This is a genomic window from Actinomadura decatromicini, from assembly GCF_008121305.1.
GTDB lineage: Bacteria > Actinomycetota > Actinomycetes > Streptosporangiales > Streptosporangiaceae > Spirillospora > Spirillospora syzygii.
In genome coordinates, this window is record NZ_VSRQ01000007.1 from 486,535 (window position 1) to 504,636 (window position 18,102).

Consider the following 18,102-nt stretch of genomic DNA (forward strand, 5'->3'; position numbering starts at 1 on the left):
GCGGACCGCCGACCGGAAGCGGCTATTCCGCGCCGAGCGGCTCGGTCCGCCGCTCCTCGTCGCGCTGGTGCGCGAACTGGGTGCGGTACAGCTCGGCGTAGAGGCCGCCTTCGAGCAGCAGCTCCTCGTGCCGCCCGCGCTCGGCGACCCGGCCCTCGTCGATCACGAGGATCTGGTCGGCCTCCCGGATCGTGGACAGCCGGTGCGCGATGACCAGCGACGTCCGCCCGGCGAGGGCGGTGCGCAGCGCCCGCTGGACGGCCGCCTCCGACTCCGAGTCGAGGTGCGCGGTGGCCTCGTCCAGGACGACCACCGACGGCGCCTTGAGCAGCAGCCGCGCGATCGCGAGCCGCTGCTTCTCGCCGCCGGACAGCCGGTAGCCGCGGTCGCCGACCACGGTGTCGAGGCCCTCGGGCATGTCCGCGATCAGCGCGCCGACCTGCGCCGCCGCGAGCGCGTCCAGGATCTCCCCGTCGGAGGCGTCCGGGCGGGCGTAGCGCATGTTCTCCCTGATCGTGTCGTGGAAGAGGTGCGCGTCCTGGCTGACGACGCCGATCTCGGCGCGCAGCGACTCCAGCGTCACGTCGCGGACGTCGGCGCCGCCGATCCGGACCGCGCCGCCCGACGCGTCGTACAGCCGGGACACGAGGTGCGTGATCGTCGACTTGCCCGCGCCGGACGGCCCGACCAGCGCGACGAGCTGCCCCGGCGCGGCGGTGAAGTCGACGTCGTGCAGGACCTCGCGGCCCGGCGCGGTGTCGGTGCGCGCGATCGACTCCAGCGAGGCGAGCGACACCTCCTCCGCGGACGGGTAGGCGAACCGGACGTGGTCGAACTCGATCGACGGCGCCTTCAGCGGCGACTTCGACAGTGGCTCAGACGGCGACTTCGACAGGTCGGGAGCGGTGGACGCGCGGGCCTCGGTCAGCGGCCGGGCGTCCTCGCGGTCGCGGATCAGCGGCTTGAGGTCGAGCACCTCGAACACGCGGTCGAAGCTGACGAGCGCCGTCATCACGTCGACGTGGACGTTCGACAGCGCGGTGAGCGGCCCGTACATCCGGGTGAGCAGGGTCGCGAGCGCGACGAGCGTGCCGAGCTCGAAGGTGCCGCCGACGACGAGGGAGCCGCCGACGCCGTAGACCATGGCGGTGGCGAGGGCCGCGACGAGCGTCAGCGCGGTGAAGAACACCCGGCCGTACATGGCGGCGACGACACCGATATCGCGGACGCGGGCGGCGCGACTGGAGAAGTTCTCCTCCTCCTCGGCCGGGCGCCCGTAGAGCTTGGCCAGCATCGCGCCCGCCACGTTGAACCGCTCGGTCATGAGCGAGCCCATCTCGGCGTCCAGCACCATCTGCTCGCGGCTGACCCGCTGCAGCCGCTTGCCGACCCACTTGGCCGGCAGGACGAAGACCGGGAGCAGCAGCAGCGCGATCAGCGTGACCTGCCAGGACAGGATCATCATGGTGATCAGCACCACGACCAGGCTGATCACGTTGGACACCACCGACGACAGGGTGGTGGTGATCGCCCGCTGCGCGCCGATCACGTCGTTGTTCAGGCGGCTGACCAGGGAGCCGGTCTGGGCGCGCATGAAGAACGCGACGGGCTGCCGCTGGACGTGCGCGAACACCTGGCTGCGCAGGTCGTAGATCAGCCCTTCGCCGATGCGCGCGGAGTACCAGCGCTGCCCGAGGCCGAGCACGGCCTCCACGAGGGCGAGCCCGGCGACGGCGACCGCGAGCCAGACGACGACGCTCTGCTCCCCGGGCACGATGCCGCGGTCGATGATCCCCTTCAGCAGCAGCGGGTTGGCGACCACGATCAGCGCGGACACCGAGTTCAGCGCGAGGAACAGCACCAGCTCGCGGACGTAGGGCCGGGCGTACCCCGCGATCCGCTTGACCGTGCCGGGCTTCAGCCTCTGCTGGGTGACGGAGCTGTCCCGGCGGAACGAGGCCATCACCTGCCAGCCGTTGCCCGGCGTTCCCGGCATTCCCACTGTGCCTCCATCGTGTGGTCGGCGTGCCGCGCCCCACCTTCCCGATCGGCCCGGTCGGCCCGTCCCGACCGGCGCGGTCGTCCGGACGGAGCGGGTGGCCGAGTGCGGATGATCAAGCGCGGTAATCAAGTAAGCATCTCAGTCGGAGCGGACAACGCCGCCCCGCCCGTCGGGCTTCCCGGCTCCGCTCAGGGCGTAACCGCGTCTGGACAAGCGGGCCCGCTAGTGCGACTGTGATCAACACCCTCAAGGCTTCGCACCCCCCAGGAGCCCCAGTGACACGACCCCTCACAAGGGGCGGCGCAGGCGCGATCACCCTCGCCGCCGCGCTGCTCGCGCTCACCGCGTTCCCGGCGGGAGCGGCGCTGCCCCCCGCCGGTCCCGAGTCGCCGGGACGCGCCGCGTCCCCGCAGGTCACCGTGCGGAACGGCGAGACGCAGCCGGTGTTCTCCCGGGCCGACGCCGTCACCCAGACGGTGATGATCGAGACCACCGCCGACAGCGACCGCGACGGCGTCCGGGACCGCGTGCAGCTGCGGATCATGCGCCCGAAGGAGACCGAGACCGCCGGGCTCAAGGTCCCGACGATCATGGAGGCGAGCCCGTACTGGGCGGGGACGCACAGCGTGCCGAACCACCCGGTCGACATCGGAGACCCGCAGAGCCGCGCGCTGAAGCCGGCCCCGCGCAACATGGCCGAGGTCTTCCCCGGCTACTACGACAACTACTTCCTGCCGCGCGGGTACGCGATCGCGGACCTCGACAGCATCGGGACGGGCGGGTCCACCGGCTGCCCGACGTCCGGGGACCGCAGCGAGCAGGCGGGCGCGAAGGCCGCCGTGGACTGGCTGAACGGCCGCGCCCGCGGCTGGGCGCCGGACGGCTCGCCGGTGAGGGCGACCTGGTCCACCGGGAACGTCGGCATGATCGGCCAGTCCTACAACGGGACGCTGCCGAACATGGCCGCCGCGACCGGCGTCGAGGGGCTGAAGGCGATCGTCCCGATCGCCGGGATCTCCAGCTGGTACGACTACTACCGCGCGGGCGGCGGCGTGGTCGCGCCCGGCGGGTTCCAGGGCGAGGACCTGGACGTCCTCGCCAAGATCGTGCTGACTCGGCAGAACCCCGAGGTCTGCGCCAAGATCATCGACGAGATCGAGAAGGCGCAGGACCGCGAGACCGGCGACTACGGCAAGGTCTGGGCCCAGCGCGACTACGTCGGGCAGGCCCGCAAGGTGCGCGCCGCCGTCATGGTCGTGCACGGCGTGAACGACTGGAACGTCAAGGTCAAGAACTCCGTCCAGTGGTGGAACGCGCTGAAGAAGGCGGGCGTCCCGCGCAAGCTGTGGCTGCACCAGGGCAACCACTCCACGCCGTTCCGCTGGCGCGTCGAGGAGTGGCTGCGGCAGACGCACCACTGGTTCGACCGCTACCTCTACGGGATCCGCAACGGGATCGAGCGCGAGCCGAAGGTCGACGTCGAGCGCGCGGACGGTTCGTGGGAGACGGCGTCCGACTGGCCCGTGCCGGGGACGCGGACCGTCCCGGTCAGCCTGAACGCCGGGCCGTCCGGGCAGCCGGGCACGCTCGGTCTCAAGGCCCGGCACGGCGCCCCGCAGTCGTTCGTGGACGCGGGCAAGACCCGCACCGCCGAGCAGCTCCTCGCCAACGAGAACCAGGCCGACCCGAACCGGCTCGCGTACCTGACGGGACCGCTGGAGGAGCCCGTCCGGGTGGACGGCATCCCGTCCGCCTCGATCCAGGCGTCGCTGGACGGCCGGTCGCCGTTCCTGACCGCCCTGCTGGTCGACTACGGGACCGACACCCGCCCGACCGGCGCCCGGGACAACACCGACCAGCAGGTGTGCTTCGGGCAGAGCGTGGAGGGCGACCCCGGCTGCACGATCCGGCAGACGCTGCGGACCGAGACCGCCCCCTTCAAGATCATCACGCGGGGCTGGCTGGACGCCCGCAACCGGCACGACTTCAGCCGCACCGAGCCGATCAAGCCGGGCAAGACGTACACGTTCACGTGGGACTTCGTGCCCACCGACTACGTCGTGAAGGCCGGTCACCGGCTCGGCGTGATCCTGCTGTCCACCGACTACGACTACACGCTGCGCTACCCGGCCGGGACCAAGGTCACCGTCCGTCCGGGGGCCAGCAAGGTGCTGCTGCCGCTCGCGCGGGGCGGCCGCGAGTCGCTCGGGTAGGCCGGCCGGCGGGCCGGGAAGCCCAGGACCCCGGCCCGCCGGTCACCCGCCGAACAGCTCGCGGAGCCGGCCGATCTGCTCCCGGCGCTCGGCGGCGCACTGCTCTTCCAGGCTGTTCTCCGCGGCCTGCCACAGCAGCCGCTTCGTCGCCACCGCCGCGCCGGGGTTGACGGCGAGAAGCGCGTCCACCAGGTCGCGGACGGCGCCGTCCAGCCCGTCGCGCGGCACGACGATCTCGGCGAGCCCGATCCGGGCGGCCTCGTCGGCGGGGACCGTCCGGGCGGTCAGGCACAGCTCCAGGGCCCGCCCGATGCCGACGATCTCGACCAGCGGCTTCGTGCCGGTCAGGTCGGGGACGAGCCCGAGCGCGGGCTCCTTCATGCAGAACTTCGCATCGTCGGCCGCGACGCGGATGTCGCAGGCCAGCGCGAGCTGGAAGCCGCCGCCGATGGCGTGGCCCTGCACCGCCGCGACGGTGACGAAATCGGGGCGGCGGAGCCAGGTGTAGCCCTCCTGGAGCTCCGCGATGAGGCGGTCGGCGGCCTTCGGGTCGGACGTGTCGGGAAAGCCCCCGCCCGCTCCGGAGAACATGCCGAGGTCGATGCCCGCCGAGAACGAGGGGCCCTCGCCGCGCAGGACGACGACGCGCACCTCGGCGGGGAGGGAGCGGCCGATCGCGGCGAGCCCGCGCCAGGTCGCGAACGTCATCGCGTTGCGCCGCTCGGGACGGTCCAGGGTGATGGTGGCGACGGCGCCGGACACGTCCAGGCGCAGCCCTCCTTCAGCGAGGAGGGCCGCCTCGTCGGTGCCGGGGCCGATGCCGGTGACCGCTTCCGGTCGCCCGGCGGTCTGCGCGTCCGCCATGGGTCCGTCCCTTCGAATGAGCGGCGCCGGGCCCGTCCCGCCGTCCACGGGACGGGACCCGCCGCACCTGTCCGCCGCCGCGACCGAACCCTACTCGGTCGGCCGCGGCAACGGCTCAGGCGGTGCGCTCATCCGGGGGCCGGTGTCCGGTCAGGACTTCTTGCCCCGGGTCGCGCCACCGCGACCGCGCAGGTTGACGCCGGACTCGGTCAGAATCCGGTGGATGAAACCGTACGAGCGGCCGGTGGCGGCTGCCAGGGCGCGGATGCTCTCGCCGGAGTCGTACCTCTTCTTGAGGTCCGACGCCAGCTTGTCGCGCTCGGCACCGGTCACGCGGGTGCCCTTCTTCAGGGTCTCGGCCACGAGTACCTCCCGTAGTGATGTGGTGACCGCTGCGTTATCCCCCGCCATGATCAGTCATTCCCGGCTGTTCGGCTACCCACTCGGCCAGAAAAGATCTGCGGAAGTCGTTCCGCAGGTCACGCGAGCGCCACCAGATCGGCAAACTCGTCACTCCAGATGTCTTCCACACCATCGGGCAGCAAAATCACTCTTTCCGGGGCGAGCGCCTCGACGGCGCCCTCGTCGTGCGTGACGAGGACGATGGCCCCGGTGAACGTCCGGAGCGCCCCGAGGATCTCCGCGCGGCTCGCCGGGTCGAGGTTGTTCGTGGGCTCGTCCAGCAGCAGGACGTTCGCGCTGGACACCACGAGCATCGCCAGCGCCAGCCGGGTCTTCTCGCCGCCGGACAGGACGCCCGCGGGCTTGTCGACGTCGTCGCCGGAGAACAGGAACGAGCCGAGGATCTTGCGCACCTCGACGGGCGCGAGGCCCGGCGCGGCCGACTGCATGTTCTCCAGGACGGACCGGTCGACGTCCAGGGTCTCGTGCTCCTGCGCGTAGTAGCCGACGCGGAGGCCGTGACCGGCCACGACCGACCCGGTGTCGGGCTTGTCGACGCCCGCCAGCAGGCGCAGCAGCGTCGTCTTGCCCGCCCCGTTGAGGCCCAGGATCACGACCCGGCTGCCCCGGTCGACGGCCAGGTCCACGTCGGTGAATATCTCCAAAGATCCGTACGATTTCGACAAACCCTCCGCGGTGAGGGGGGTCCGGCCGCACGGAGCCGGTTCCGGGAAGCGGATCTTGGCGACCTTGTCGGCCCGCCGCTCCCCCTCCGCGGACGCCAGGAGCTGCCGGGCGCGGCGGTCCATCTGCTGGGCCGCCTTCGCCTTCGTGGCCTTCGCGCGCATCTTGTCGGCCTGCGACAGCAGCGCGGACGCCTGCCGCTGCGCGTTCGCCGACTCGCGCTTGCGCCGCCGCTCGTCGGTCTCGCGCTGGTCGAGGTACTTCTTCCAGCCGACGTTGTAGACGTCGATCACGCAGCGGTTGGCGTCCAGGTGGAAGACCCGGTTGACGACCGCGTCCAGCAGGTCGACGTCGTGGCTGATCACCACGAGGCCGCCCTGGTGCGACTTCAGGAAGTCGCGGAGCCAGACGATCGAGTCGGCGTCGAGGTGGTTGGTCGGCTCGTCCAGCAGGAGGGTGTCGGCGCCGGAGAACAGGATGCGGGCGAGCTCGACCCGGCGGCGCTGGCCGCCGGACAGCGTCCCGAGCGGCTGGGTCATCACCCGGTCGGGCAGCCCGAGGCTGGACGCGATCGAGGACGCCTCCGCCTCCGCGGCGTAGCCGCCGAGCACGTGCAGCCGCTCCTCGAGGCGGCCGTACCGGCGGACGGCCTTGTCGCGCTCGGCGCCGCCCGCCGTCGCCATGGCGTCCTCGGCGGCGCGCAGGTCGCGGATGACCTCGTCCAGGCCGCGGGCGGACAGGATGCGGTCGCGGGCCAGCTCGTCGAGGTCGACGTCGCGCGGGTCCTGCGGGAGGTAGCCGATGGTGCCGGACGAGGTCGCCGCCCCCTGAGCGGGCAGCCCCTCCCCCGCCAGCACCCGGGTGAGGGTGGTCTTGCCCGCGCCGTTGCGGCCGACGAGGCCCACCCGGTCGCCGGGGTTCACCCGGAACGTGGCGGCCTCGATGAGCAGCCGGGACCCGGCGCGCAGCTCGATGTCTTTCGCGATGATCACAGTGACAGGGCTCCCCTGACGGACGGCTCGGTGGACAGGCACGAGAAAGCGCGCCACGCGGTCCTGAGACGCGGGCGCGCTGGGCGGCCTGTCAGTTCGGGAGCGGAACCATCCGTCAAGTGTACGTGACCGCGGGCCGGTCCCGGCCATGCCGATGGCCGACGGCGATGTGTGAACTCGCGGGGAGGGGCCAGGATGGAAGGGGCGGGGCGTGCGACGGGACGACACCGGGACCGGTGGGTCCCAGCGCGAAGGAGTGAGTGCAGATGACCCAGGTCACGAGCAACGCCCCCGAGGGCACCCCCAACTGGCTGGACATCGGGGTCCCCGACATCGACCGGGCCCGCGCGTTCTACGGGGCGCTCTTCGGCTGGCGGTTCGAGGACGCGGGCCCCGAGGCGGGCCACTACAACATGTGCAAGGTGCGCGGCCTCCCGGTCGCCGGGATGATGCAGAACCCCGACGACCAGCCCGACGTGTACTGGTGGAACGTCTACTTCGCCACCGACGACTGCGACCGCTCCGCCGATCGGGCCGCCGACGCGGGCGCGGAGGTCGTCGTCCCTGTGATGGACGTCATGGGCCAGGGCCGCATGGCGGTGCTCAAGGACCCGCAGGGCGCCCAGTTCGGCCTGTGGCAGGGCGAGGCGCACGTCGGGTCGGCGATCGTGAACGACCCGGGCTCGTTCGTCTGGAACGAGCTGGTGACGCCCGACGCCGGGCCCGCCCGCGAGTTCTACGGGACGCTGTTCGGCTACGAGTTCGAGCCCGTCCCCGGGATGGACTACACCGCCTTGAAGCGGCCGGACGGCCGGTACGTCGGCGGCATCCTCGGCGGGGCCGAGACGGTGCTCGGCGGGGGCGGCGAGGCCGTCCCCTCCTGGCTGACGTACTTCTCGGTGGAGGACGCCGACCAGGCCGTCCGCGAGGTCCGCGCGGGCGGCGGCTCCGTCGACAGCGAGCCGCGGGACAGCCCGTACGGGCGGTCGGCGTCCGTCCGCGACCCGTTCGGCGTGCCGTTCCGCGTGATGAAGCCCGCGCCCGAGCCGGAGTCGTGACCGGACGTTCCAGGGCCGCCGGGGCCCTGGAACGCCGTGGGCCTGGGACGCCGGGTCGGCCCTGGAACCGCCGTGTCAGCCCTGGCGCTCGGACGACAGCCGCTGCGAGATCGTCCGGTGGAGGCGCTGGAGGCCGTTGGCGCCGACCAGCCCGATCTGCCCTTCGAGATCGCGGAGCAGGACGTCCTCGTTCATCACGGTCTCGGACGACTGCAGCAGCACCGTCCCCTGCCCGGTGAAGTCGAACTGGTGCTCCTCGCCGGACGACCCGCCGATCCCGAAGACCATCCGAGCGGCGCCGAACGCGCCGCGCATGTAGGAGTGGTCGTAGTGGTGGCAGGGCGACGGGCAGTCGGCCCAGCCGAGCAGCGCCTGCGGGTCGACCCGGATCGGCGGCTCCACGAAGTGGACGGGGCCGTTGGACGCGGCGACGAAGCGCCCCGTCCCGATCAGCGTCAGGAACCCGGGGATGATCGACTGCTTCAGCTCCAGGCCCGGCTCGAAGGCGAGCAGGTTCCCGGCCCGGACGGTGAGGTTGCCCTCGTCCAGGTCGTAGGAGTTGACGTCGAACCCGCGGTCGGCGAGGAGGAGCTTGCCCTGCCCCTGCGCGACGATCCAGTCCTGCGCGTACAGCGGGGAGTTGAACGTGTGGGCGACGAGCGAGTCGAGCGGCCCGGCCGAGAGCTGCTCGAACCTGATCTGCCCGTAGTAGGCGATCATCTTCCCCTTTTGCGCGAACCACTGGCCGTTGAGGTCGACGCTGAAGGCGTAGGGGTTGACGTTGTCGTTGACGGGGAGCGTCCCGGGGTTCCAGGTCTGCGTGCCGAACATGCTCACGGTCAGATCTTCCTCTCGCTGGCCTGGACGTAGACGACCCCGGATCCGCTCAGCTCCAGCTGGAACGCTTCGCCGGAACCGCGTCCGATCAGGTCGCGCAGGCCCACCGCCGTGGTGAGCTTGTTCTGCACCTGGCCGCGGTGGGCCACGTACGCCTGCGGGTCGACGTGCACCGGGCGCTGCGGCCCGATCGGCAGCTCCAGCACGCCGCCGTGCGACAGCACCGCGCACGAGCCGTAACCGGCGAGCGTCGAGGTGAACAGGCCCTGCCCGGTGACCGCGCCGCGCACGATCCCCCGGACGCCGCCCTGCTCGCCCATGAACATCGTCCCGACCTGGAGGGACGTGTCGTGGACCAGCAGCCGGTCGGCCTCCACGTAGAGGGTGTCGGAGCCGTTCAGGTCGATGACGGTGACATCCAGCCCGCCGTGCCCGAACATCACGCTGCCCTGACCGGTGACGTGCATCATCGCGCTGTGCTCGCCCGCGACGGCGCGTCCGAGCGCGCCGCCGACGCCCTGCCCGGCCGTCGTGGTCGGCGCGAACGACACGGGCCCGGTGTAGGCGAGCATCGCGCCGCGCTTGCTGTAGACCTCCTGCCCTGGGCCGATCGGCACCTGGAGCATCTTCGAGTTGATCGCCTGATATCCGGGCATCAGATCTCCAGAATCCCGCCGCGCTCGGCCGGCTGGACGTACACCAGCCCGTGCCCCTGGTACCGGAACTGCACGCTCTCCCCTGATCCCTGGCCGATCACCGTCCGCCAGTTGACGTCGGTCACCACGTCCTGCTGGAGCTGCCCGTGATGGCAGACGTAGGCGTGCGGGTCGACGCACAGCGGCGTCTGCGGCGTCACCTCAAGGGCGATCGCCGGGCCGTCGGAGAGGATCGCGACCGTCCCGTGGCCCTCCACCTTGGTGGTGGCGAGGCCCTGCCCCGTGCCCATCCCCCGCAGCCCGACGAACTGGACGCCGGTCTGGAGGTTGCCGTCCAGCGCCAGCAGGCTCTCCGACTCCACGAACAGGGTGTCGCCGCCGAGCTGGACGAGCGTGACCTCCGTCGCCTCGCTCGCCAGGTACACCGTCCCCTGGCCGGTGACCTCCATGAGTGTCATGCCCTCGCCCGCGATCCTCCGCTTGAGGGCGCCGCGCAGGCCCTCGCCGCCCGTCATGCCCTGCCGTTTGAACGCCATCTGGCCCTCGTAGGCGACCATGGAGCCGTTCAGTGCCCGGACCGTCTCGCCCGCCAGGTCGACGGCGAGCATCTTCGAGCCGTTCAATCGAAATCGAGCCACGAAGCGAGAAGATACAGCCCGGCGCGTTGCCGGTCCGCCGCTCCGTAGATCGGGAAGGATGAGGACCATGTGGATCGCTCCCGAACGCCGCAGCCTGAGCAGGTGGGCCGTGCCCGGCGTCGTCCTCGGCGCCGGGGTCGTGGTGGGGGTCGTGCTCGCCGCCGACGGGCGGTCCGGGACGGCCCTCGTCGCCCTCGTCGCCCTGGCCGGGTACGCGGGCTACCTGGCGTACCGGCGCAACGAGCCCGCGCTGCCGCTGAGCGACGGGTTCGGCTCGGGCACCCGGGCCCGCGCGCACCTGCGCGCGGCGGCGATGACCGGCGACGTGCTGACCGTCGCCGTGGTCGGCGGGCTGACCGTGCAGGCGCTCCGCGGCGCCGACATCACCGCGTACGCGTGGCTCGCGGCACTCGCCGGAGCCACCTACCTCCTCTCCGCGTTCGTCGGCGGTCGGGGCCTGTGAGCAGCGCGAATTATGCGTTAACTTCTCCTGACGTATCTAGTTTCGAGGGTTGACGGGCGACATGATGCCGTTGTGTCCGCTGTCGAAGCGATTGACGCCCTCCTTCCGGCGCGGGCGGTGTTCCATCCGGTGGTCGATCTCGGCACCGGCACCGTCGTCGCCGTGGAGGCGCATGCCGCGCCGATCGGCCCGTCCCGCGTCCCGATGCGGGCGGATCCGGCTTCCGAGGACGTGCGGCGCGCGGTCGAGGCCGCCCGCGCCGGCGCCGACCTCGGCAGCCCGCTGCCGATCCAGATCGGCCTCCGGGCCGAGACCCTCTGCCAGGGCGAGGACGTCCTCGCCGGCCTGCACCGCGGGCTGGCCGAGACCGGACGCCGCCCCCAGGAGATCATCCTCTGCGTGTCCGGGGGCTTCCCGCCCGCGGTGCGCCCCCCACTCACCGCCGCGCTCGGCGGGCTGCGCAGGGCCGGCTACCTGGTCGGCTTCGCGGGCCTCGGCGCCGCGCACGCGCCGCTCGACCTGCTCGTCGACGGCGCCTGCTACCTCCTGAAACTAGATCCCGACCTGGCCCGCAGGGCGATGTCGGAGCCGCGCCGCGCCTCGCTCGTGGACAGCCTCGTCCAGCTGGCGCACCGGCTGGAGACGCACGTCCTCGCGCCGCGGATGACGACCCGCGAGCAGGTGCTGCGGATGCGGGACGCCGGGGTCCGGCTCGTCCAGGGTCCCGCGCTCGCCCCGCCGGAGTGGCGGCCCGGGATGCCGATCCACATCCCGGTCGCCGCGCCCGGCGAGCCCGCCCGGCACGACCTCGGGCTCGGCCCGCGCGTCTCGGAGTTCACGCTGCCCGCGGTGACGATGCCGCACACGGCGACCGCCGGGGAGGTGCTCACCGCGCTGAACAGCGAGACCGGCATCACCAGCATCGTCCTCGTGGACGAGCGGCAGCGCCCCCGCTGCACCGTCGACCGGACGCGGTTCCTGCTGCGGCTCTCGGGGGCGTACGGGCACGCGCTGCACGCCCGGCGTCCGGCGGCGCGGCTCGCCGACCCGCCCCGCCTGGTGCCGCGCACCGTGCCCGCCGTCGCGGCGCTGCGGGCCGCCGGGCGGGAGGACGACCGCGTCTACGACGACCTCGTCGTGGTGGACGAGCTCGGCCGGTGCTTCGGCATCGTCCGCGTCGCCGACCTGATCCGCAGCCTGTCCGGCTGAGATCGTTCCTACGGGGTCAGCTCGTCCCGGGTGATCCCTTATGGGGGTCCGGCCCGGAAAGTCCGGAGGCGGCCGTCTCCTGCGCGCGGATGGCCGCCTGGACGCGGCTGGCCAGCCCCAGCTTCTGCAGGATCCGGCTGACGTGGGTCTTGGTGGTCGTCTCGGCCATGTCCAGGCGGGCGGCGATCTGCCCGTTGGACAGGCCCTCGCCGAGGCACGCGAACACCTGCCGCTCGCGCGGCGTCAGCTCCTCAAGGGCGGGCGGCGCGGGCGGCGCGGGGGCGGCGGAGAACGCCTCGATCAGCCGCCGGGTCACCCGGGGCGCGATGATCCCCTCGCCCGCGGCGACCGTCCGCACCGCCTCCACCAGCCGGTCGGCGTCGACGTCCTTGAGCAGGAACCCGGACGCGCCCGCCCGCAGCGCGCCGAACACGTACTCGTCCATGTCGAACGTGGTGAGCACCAGCACGTCGGTGAACCCGGCGATCTCGCGGGTCGCGGCGATGCCGTCGAGGCGGGGCATGCGGACGTCCATCAGCACCACGTGCGGGCGCAGCTCCCTGGCGAGCTCCACGGCCCGCCGCCCGTCGGCCGCCTCGCCGACCACCCGGACCCCCGGCGCCGCCCCGAGGATCAGCACCAGCCCCGCCCGGACCGCCGCCTGATCATCAGCCACCAGCACATCGATCACGACGCCCCGCCTTTCCTGGGGACGGCCCCCAGGTCCCCGGACGGCGGTCGCCATGGTCCTCGCTCCGCTCCGGTCATGACGCCCGCCCTTCGATCACCTGGTCCAGGGGCAGTTCGGCGTGGACGCGCCAGCGTTCGCCGTCCGGGCCCGCGTCGAACTCGCCGTCCAGCATCACGGCGCGCTCGCGCATCCCGACCAGGCCGCTGCCGGTGCCCGGCAGCCGGGAGCCGTCCCGGCCGAGCGGGCTCAGCACGTCGATCACCACGCGCCGCCGCGCGTAGGCGACCCGCACGTCGGCGCGGCCGGGACCGGCGTGCTTCAGCGCGTTCGTCAGCGCCTCCTGGACGATCCGGTACGCCGCCAGCTCCACCGCCGCGGGCAGCTCCGGCGGCTCCCCGCTGACCTCCAGGTTCGCCGACAGGTCGGACCGCGCGGTGTGCCGGACGAGCCGGTCGAGCTCCGCGAGCCGGGGCCGGGCGGCCGGGTCGTCGCCGTCGCCCTCCCGCAGCAGCCCGATCATCCGGCGCATCTCCGCGAGTCCCTGCACGCTGTTCTCCCGGATGACCTCCATGGCGCGGTCGACGCCGTCCCGGTCCAGGTCGCGCACCTTCAGGACGGCCGAGGAGTGCAGCGCGACCGCGCTCAGATGGTTGGCGATCACGTCGTGCAGCTCCCGGGCCATCCGGGCGCGCTCGGCCGTCACGGCGGCGCGCCGGTCCAGCTCGGCGAGCCGCGCGACCTGCTCGGCGCGCGCCCGCTCCGCCTCCGCCCGGAACCGGTGCTCCCGGACCGCCATCGCGGTCAGCACCGGCGCGACCCACACCAGCCCGGCGACCGCGCCGCCGACCACCCCGGGCGCGACGCCGCGCAGCCCGATCGCGGCGCCCACGGCGACCCCGAGCGCGGCGAGGACGGTCGCGCCGAGCAGCCACTCCGCCGTCCGGCGCCGCCCGTACAGGCTCGCCGCGTACAGCGCGTCGCCGTAGATCATCGCGGTGGCGATGCTCGGCCCGAACGCGACGTCGGCGAAGTTGAACGGCGTCGCCAGCGCGAGGGCGGTGAGGGGCGCCGTCCGGCGCAGCAGCATGGCCGTGCACAGCCCGAGCAGCGGGACGAGCCGCGCCCGGAACGAGGGGTCCCAGTCCTCCGACCAGGTGGAGTAGCCGTGCGCGGCGAGCATCGTCAGCCCGCCGGCCAGCGCCGCCACGACGATCAGCGCGTCCTGGCGGGTGGTCAGGCGTCGGATGCGGTGCACCGTCCCATCTCAGCATCTCCGGCGCCGTGGCTCGTCCGTCCGGGTGAGGATGCCCCGTACATCCTTCGGACGACCCTCGGAACCCGCACAGCGGACGACGATTCCCGGCCCCCGGCCCCGGACCATGGAACCGACGGAAAGGGGTCTCCCGTGCTCATCGCGGTCATCGCCGGTTGCGAGATCGGCTTCTGGGTCGTTCTCGCGTCCGGGCTCGCCGCCCGCTACCCGCTGCGCCTGCGGCGGACCGGCGCGGCGCTGCTGCTCTGCGTCCCGCTGGTCGACCTGGTGCTGCTGGTCGCGACGGCGGCCGACCTGCGCGGCGGGGCGACCGCCGGGTTCGCGCACGGGCTCGCCGCCGCCTACCTCGGCTACTCGGTCGCGTTCGGGCACAGCATGGTCCGCTGGGCGGACGAGCGGTTCGCGCACCGCTTCGCGGGCGGCCCGCCGCCGCGCGGCAAGCCCGGGCACGGCGCCGCCCGGACCCGCTACGAGTGGCGTGAGTTCGGCAAGGCCGCGGTCGCCACCGCGATCGGCTGCGCCCTGCTCCTCGCCATGATCGCCTGGATCGGCGACGCCGACCGCACCGAGGCCCTCCTCGGCTGGACGGCCCGCCTCGGCCTCGTCCTCGCGATCTGGTCCCTGTGGCCCATCACCCACACCCTCTGGCCCGCGAAGCCCAAGAAGGCCCGGAAGCCCGCCGACCCCGCGCGCCAAGACTGACGATCAGCACCGCGAAGACACGTGGGGCCGCGACCCCGGCGAGCGGGGCGCGGCCTCACAGGTGATGCCGGTCAGACGTTGAAGCCGAGGGCGCGGAGCTGGTCGCGGCCCTCGTCGGTGATCTTGTCGGGGCCCCACGGCGGCAGCCAGACCCAGTTGATCTTGACGTCCTTGACCAGGCCCTCCAGGGCGCTGTGCGCCTGGTCCTCGATCACGTCGGTGAGCGGGCAGGCGGCGCTGGTGAGCGTCATGTCCAGGACGGCGACCTCGTCGGCGATGTCCACGCCGTACACCAGGCCGAGGTCGACGACGTTGATGCCGAGCTCGGGGTCGACGACGTCCTTGAGGGCTTCGAGGATCTCCTCCTCGGGGACGGCCGTGCCGGTCGGTTCGGTCATGGTGCCCTACCTTGTCTCTCCGAGTGCGCGGGCGGTCGCGTCCTTCCACGCCATCCAGGCGAGCAGGGCGCACTTGATCCGGGCGGGGTACTTGGAGACCCCCGCGAAGGCGATGGCGTCCTCAAGGAGGTCCTCGTCGGGGTGCACGTCCTGGCCGCGCGACTGCATCAGCGCCAGGAACTCGTCCCCGACCGCCATCGCCTCCTTGACGGACTTCCCGATGATCAGGTCGGACATCACCGAGGCGCTGGCCTGGCTGATGGAGCAGCCCATCGCGTCATAGGACACGTCGGCGACCGTGGCGGCCTGGCCCTCGCCGTCCAGGTGGACGCGCAGCGTCACCTCGTCGCCGCACGTCGGGTTGACGTGGTGCGCCTCGCCCTCGAACGGCTCCCGCAGCCCCTTGTGGTGGGGGTTGCGGTAATGGTCCAGGATGACCTCCTGGTACATCGCCTCCAGTTGCATGTCGTCCTTTCCAAGCCTTTCTCACTGCAACAGGGCGGGCGGTGGGCGTGTTCCGGGCGGGTCGGACCCGGGTCAGACCGTCCCGAAGAACCGCTGCGCCTGCCGCACCCCGTCGGCGAGCGCGTCGATGTCGTCGAGGGTGTTGTAGAGGTAGAACGTCGCGCGGGTGGTGGCCGGGATGCCGAAGCGGCGGCAGATCGGCCACGCGCAGTGGTGGCCGACGCGGACCTCGACGCCGAGGTCGTCCAGCACCTGCCCGACGTCGTGCGGGTGGATGCCGTCGACGGTGAACGCCACGGCGCCGCCGCGCGCCTCGGTGGTGCCGGGCCCGACGATCCGGACGCCGGGGATCTCGGTGAGCCGCTCCAGCGAGTAGCCGATGAGGGCCTCCTCGTGGGCGTGCACCCGGTCCATGCCGATCTCGGCGAGGTACTCGCACGCCACGCCGAGCCCGATGGCCTGCGCGGTCATCGGCACGCCCGCCTCGAACCGCTGCGGCGGCGGCATGAACGTGGTGCCCTCCATCCGGACGACCTCGATCATGGAGCCGCCGGTGATGAACGGCGGCATGGCCTCCAGCAGCTCGCTCCGCCCCCACAGGACGCCGATGCCGGTCGGGCCGAGCATCTTGTGCCCGGAGAAGGCGAGGAAGTCGACGTTCAGCCGGGAGACGTCCACCGGCTGGTGCGGGACGGACTGCGCCGCGTCCAGCAGGACCAGCGCGCCGACCGCGTGCGCGCGGGCGGCGATCAGCTCGATCGGCGGGACGGTCCCGAGCACGTTCGACTGGTGCGTCAGCGCGACGATCTTCGTCCGCTCGTTGACCAGGTCGTCGAGGCTGTCGAGGTCGAGCCGCCCGTCGTCGGTGATGCCGAACCAGCGCAGGGTCGCGCCCGTCCGGCGGCACAGCTCCTGCCACGGGACGAGGTTCGCGTGGTGCTCCATCTCCGACACGACGACCTCGTCGCCGGGGCCGACCCTGAACCGCTCCGCCTCCGGGCCCGCGGTCGCCGCGTTGCTCATCGCGTACGCGACCAGGTTGATGCCCTCGGTGGCGTTCTTGGTGAACACGATCTCGGCGGGCGTCGCGCCGATGAACCGGGCGATCGACGCGCGCGCGTTCTCGTACGCCTCCGTCGCCTCCTCGGCGAGCAGGTGCGCGCCGCGGTGCGGGGCCGCGTTGTGCCGCTCGTAGAAGTCGCGCTCGGCGTCCAGCACCCGGAGGGGCTTCTGCGACGTCGCGCCCGAGTCGAGGTACACGAGCGGGTGCCCGCCGCGGACCGTGCGCTGCAGGAGCGGGAAGTCCTTCTTCAGCTCCTCTGGCAGGAGGTTCCCGGCGCCCTCCGGGGACGCGGCCTCCCACGCCGCCCGGTTCGCCTCACTCAGGCTCATAGCGACGCGCCCGCCTTCACGTACTTCTCGTAGCCCTCTTCCTCAAGCTCGTCGGCCAGCTCGGGCCCGCCCTCGGCGACGACCCGGCCGCCCGCGAACACGTGCACGAAGTCGGGTTTCACGTAGCGGAGGATGCGGGTGTAGTGGGTGATCAGCAGCACGCCGGTGTCGCCGGACGCGAACCGGTTCACCCCTTCGGAGACGACCTTGAGCGCGTCGACGTCGAGGCCGGAGTCGGTCTCGTCCAGGACGGCGACCTTCGGCTTCAGCATCTCCAGCTGCAGGATCTCGTGCCGCTTCTTCTCGCCGCCGGAGAAGCCCTCGTTCAGGCTGCGCTGCGCGAACGCCGGGTCGATGGACAGGTCGTCCATCGCCTGCTTCATCTCCTTGGAGAACTCGCGGAGCTTCGGCGCCTCGCCGCGGACGGCGGTCACCGCCGAGCGCAGGAAGTTCGAGACCGACACCCCCGGCACCTCGACCGGGTACTGCATCGCGAGGAACAGCCCGGCGCGGGCGCGCTCGTCGACCGACATGGCGAGGACGTCCTCGCCGTCGAGCGTCACCGTGCCGGACGTCACCTCGTACTTCGGGTGCCCGGCGACCGCGTACGCGAGGGTGGACTTGCCGGAGCCGTTCGGCCCCATGATCGCGTGGGTCTCGCCGGCCTGCACGGTCAGGTCGACCCCGCGGAGGATCTCCTTCGACCCGTCGGAGCCGTCGCCGACGGAGACGTGGAGGTCGCGGATCTCAAGCGTGGCCATAGTGCGTCGTTGTCCTTATCGTGGGGCCTAGTCGTCGGCGGCGAGCGAGACGTAGACGTCGCCGTCCTCGACCTTGACCTTGTAGGTGGCGACCGGCTGCGTGGCCGGCGGGTTGGTGGGCTTGCCGCTGCGCAGGTCGAAGCAGGACCCGTGCAGCCAGCACTCGATCGTGCCGTCGTACACCTCGCCCTCGGAGAGCGAGACCTCGGCGTGCGAGCAGATGTCGTTGACGGCGAACACGTCCTCGCCGCTCCGCGCGATCGCGATGGGCGTGTCGTCGACCTCGACGGCGACCGCCCCGTCCGCCGGGACGTCACCGAGCGCGCACACCTTCACGTACGTCACCGCGACCTGCCCTTCTGGGGGACGACCCCCAGACCCCCGAGGCGGGCGCCCGATGAT

At 72.5% G+C, this 18,102-nt stretch carries 19 protein-coding genes; 5 read left to right on the forward strand and 14 right to left on the reverse strand.

All coding sequences use genetic code 11. From position 1 onward, the window contains the following. Positions 1-22 precede the first annotated feature (22 nt). Entirely contained in the window at positions 23-1,996 is a 1,974-nt protein-coding gene (locus FXF68_RS32235) for an ABC transporter ATP-binding protein (protein ID WP_148766172.1), read from the reverse strand. 281 nt (positions 1,997-2,277) lie between these two features. On the opposite strand from FXF68_RS32235, the gene FXF68_RS32240 reads away from it, so the two are divergent. Further along, positions 2,278-4,215: a Xaa-Pro dipeptidyl-peptidase gene (locus FXF68_RS32240; protein ID WP_148765881.1), complete on the forward strand. Its 1,938-nt coding sequence runs from the start codon at positions 2,278-2,280 to the stop codon at positions 4,213-4,215. Between the two features lie 42 nt (positions 4,216-4,257). Here the strand turns inward: FXF68_RS32240 and FXF68_RS32245 are convergent, their stop codons facing one another. The 3 genes from FXF68_RS32245 to FXF68_RS32255 form a co-directional block, all read right to left on the reverse strand. Then, positions 4,258-5,079, reverse strand: coding sequence for an enoyl-CoA hydratase/isomerase family protein (locus FXF68_RS32245; protein ID WP_148765883.1), 822 nt, complete (start codon positions 5,077-5,079; stop codon positions 4,258-4,260). A gap of 150 nt (positions 5,080-5,229) precedes the next feature. Further along, positions 5,230-5,442, reverse strand: a complete 213-nt coding sequence (locus FXF68_RS32250) for a helix-turn-helix domain-containing protein (protein ID WP_067886945.1) — start codon at positions 5,440-5,442, stop codon at positions 5,230-5,232. A gap of 116 nt (positions 5,443-5,558) precedes the next feature. Next, positions 5,559-7,157, reverse strand: coding sequence for an ABC-F family ATP-binding cassette domain-containing protein (locus FXF68_RS32255; protein ID WP_148765885.1), 1,599 nt, complete (start codon positions 7,155-7,157; stop codon positions 5,559-5,561). 266 nt (positions 7,158-7,423) lie between these two features. Here FXF68_RS32255 and FXF68_RS32260 point away from each other — a divergent pair, with 266 nt between their 5' ends. Then, positions 7,424-8,215, forward strand: a complete 792-nt coding sequence (locus FXF68_RS32260; protein WP_148765887.1) for a VOC family protein — start codon at positions 7,424-7,426, stop codon at positions 8,213-8,215. 75 nt (positions 8,216-8,290) lie between these two features. Here FXF68_RS32260 and FXF68_RS32265 read toward each other — a convergent pair whose 3' ends face one another. Genes FXF68_RS32265 through FXF68_RS32275 form a run of 3 tightly spaced genes read right to left on the reverse strand, consistent with a single transcriptional unit; the run spans position 8,291 to position 10,346 of the window. Further along, a complete protein-coding gene (locus FXF68_RS32265; RefSeq protein WP_148766174.1) occupies positions 8,291-9,046 on the reverse strand; it encodes an AIM24 family protein in 756 nt (251 codons plus the stop codon). 8 nt (positions 9,047-9,054) lie between these two features. After that, positions 9,055-9,708 (reverse strand): AIM24 family protein, encoded by a 654-nt coding sequence (locus FXF68_RS32270; RefSeq protein ID WP_148765889.1) that lies wholly within the window; start codon positions 9,706-9,708, stop codon positions 9,055-9,057. Next, a complete protein-coding gene (locus tag FXF68_RS32275; protein WP_246179062.1) occupies positions 9,708-10,346 on the reverse strand; it encodes an AIM24 family protein in 639 nt (212 codons plus the stop codon). The genes FXF68_RS32270 and FXF68_RS32275 overlap by 1 nt, the downstream gene beginning before the upstream one ends. A 67-nt stretch (positions 10,347-10,413) precedes the next feature. Here FXF68_RS32275 and FXF68_RS32280 point away from each other — a divergent pair, with 67 nt between their 5' ends. Further along, complete coding sequence (locus FXF68_RS32280; RefSeq protein WP_148765893.1) at positions 10,414-10,809, forward strand: ABC transporter permease; 396 nt, start codon at positions 10,414-10,416, stop codon at positions 10,807-10,809. Between the two features lie 72 nt (positions 10,810-10,881). Beyond that, complete coding sequence (locus FXF68_RS32285; protein ID WP_246179063.1) at positions 10,882-12,018, forward strand: EAL domain-containing protein; 1,137 nt, start codon at positions 10,882-10,884, stop codon at positions 12,016-12,018. 16 nt (positions 12,019-12,034) lie between these two features. Here the strand turns inward: FXF68_RS32285 and FXF68_RS32290 are convergent, their stop codons facing one another. Next, positions 12,035-12,709, reverse strand: coding sequence for a response regulator (locus FXF68_RS32290; protein ID WP_148765895.1), 675 nt, complete (start codon positions 12,707-12,709; stop codon positions 12,035-12,037). 73 nt (positions 12,710-12,782) lie between these two features. Next, positions 12,783-13,964 (reverse strand): sensor histidine kinase, encoded by a 1,182-nt coding sequence (locus FXF68_RS32295; protein WP_246179064.1) that lies wholly within the window; start codon positions 13,962-13,964, stop codon positions 12,783-12,785. Between the two features lie 150 nt (positions 13,965-14,114). On the opposite strand from FXF68_RS32295, the gene FXF68_RS32300 reads away from it, so the two are divergent. Beyond that, positions 14,115-14,684 carry a hypothetical protein gene (locus tag FXF68_RS32300; RefSeq protein ID WP_148765897.1) on the forward strand — a complete coding sequence of 190 codons (570 nt, stop codon included), beginning with the start codon at positions 14,115-14,117 and terminating at the stop codon, positions 14,682-14,684. A gap of 71 nt (positions 14,685-14,755) precedes the next feature. Here FXF68_RS32300 and FXF68_RS32305 read toward each other — a convergent pair whose 3' ends face one another. From FXF68_RS32305 to FXF68_RS32325, 5 genes are all read right to left on the reverse strand, one after another. Next, the gene (locus FXF68_RS32305; RefSeq protein WP_148765899.1) at positions 14,756-15,082 is read right to left on the reverse strand and encodes a metal-sulfur cluster assembly factor; all 327 of its coding nucleotides are present in this window, start codon (positions 15,080-15,082) and stop codon (positions 14,756-14,758) included. Positions 15,083-15,088: 6 nt separating this feature from the next. Continuing rightward, positions 15,089-15,547: a Fe-S cluster assembly sulfur transfer protein SufU gene (gene sufU, locus FXF68_RS32310; RefSeq protein WP_148765901.1), complete on the reverse strand. Its 459-nt coding sequence runs from the start codon at positions 15,545-15,547 to the stop codon at positions 15,089-15,091. 72 nt (positions 15,548-15,619) lie between these two features. Beyond that, a complete protein-coding gene (locus tag FXF68_RS32315) occupies positions 15,620-16,939 on the reverse strand; it encodes a cysteine desulfurase (protein WP_148765903.1) in 1,320 nt (439 codons plus the stop codon). Further along, positions 16,936-17,700, reverse strand: a complete 765-nt coding sequence (sufC, locus tag FXF68_RS32320) for a Fe-S cluster assembly ATPase SufC (RefSeq protein ID WP_067886981.1) — start codon at positions 17,698-17,700, stop codon at positions 16,936-16,938. The genes FXF68_RS32315 and sufC overlap by 4 nt, the downstream gene beginning before the upstream one ends. A 27-nt stretch (positions 17,701-17,727) precedes the next feature. Next, positions 17,728-18,045, reverse strand: a complete 318-nt coding sequence (locus tag FXF68_RS32325) for a non-heme iron oxygenase ferredoxin subunit (protein ID WP_148765906.1) — start codon at positions 18,043-18,045, stop codon at positions 17,728-17,730. Positions 18,046-18,102 lie beyond the last annotated feature (57 nt).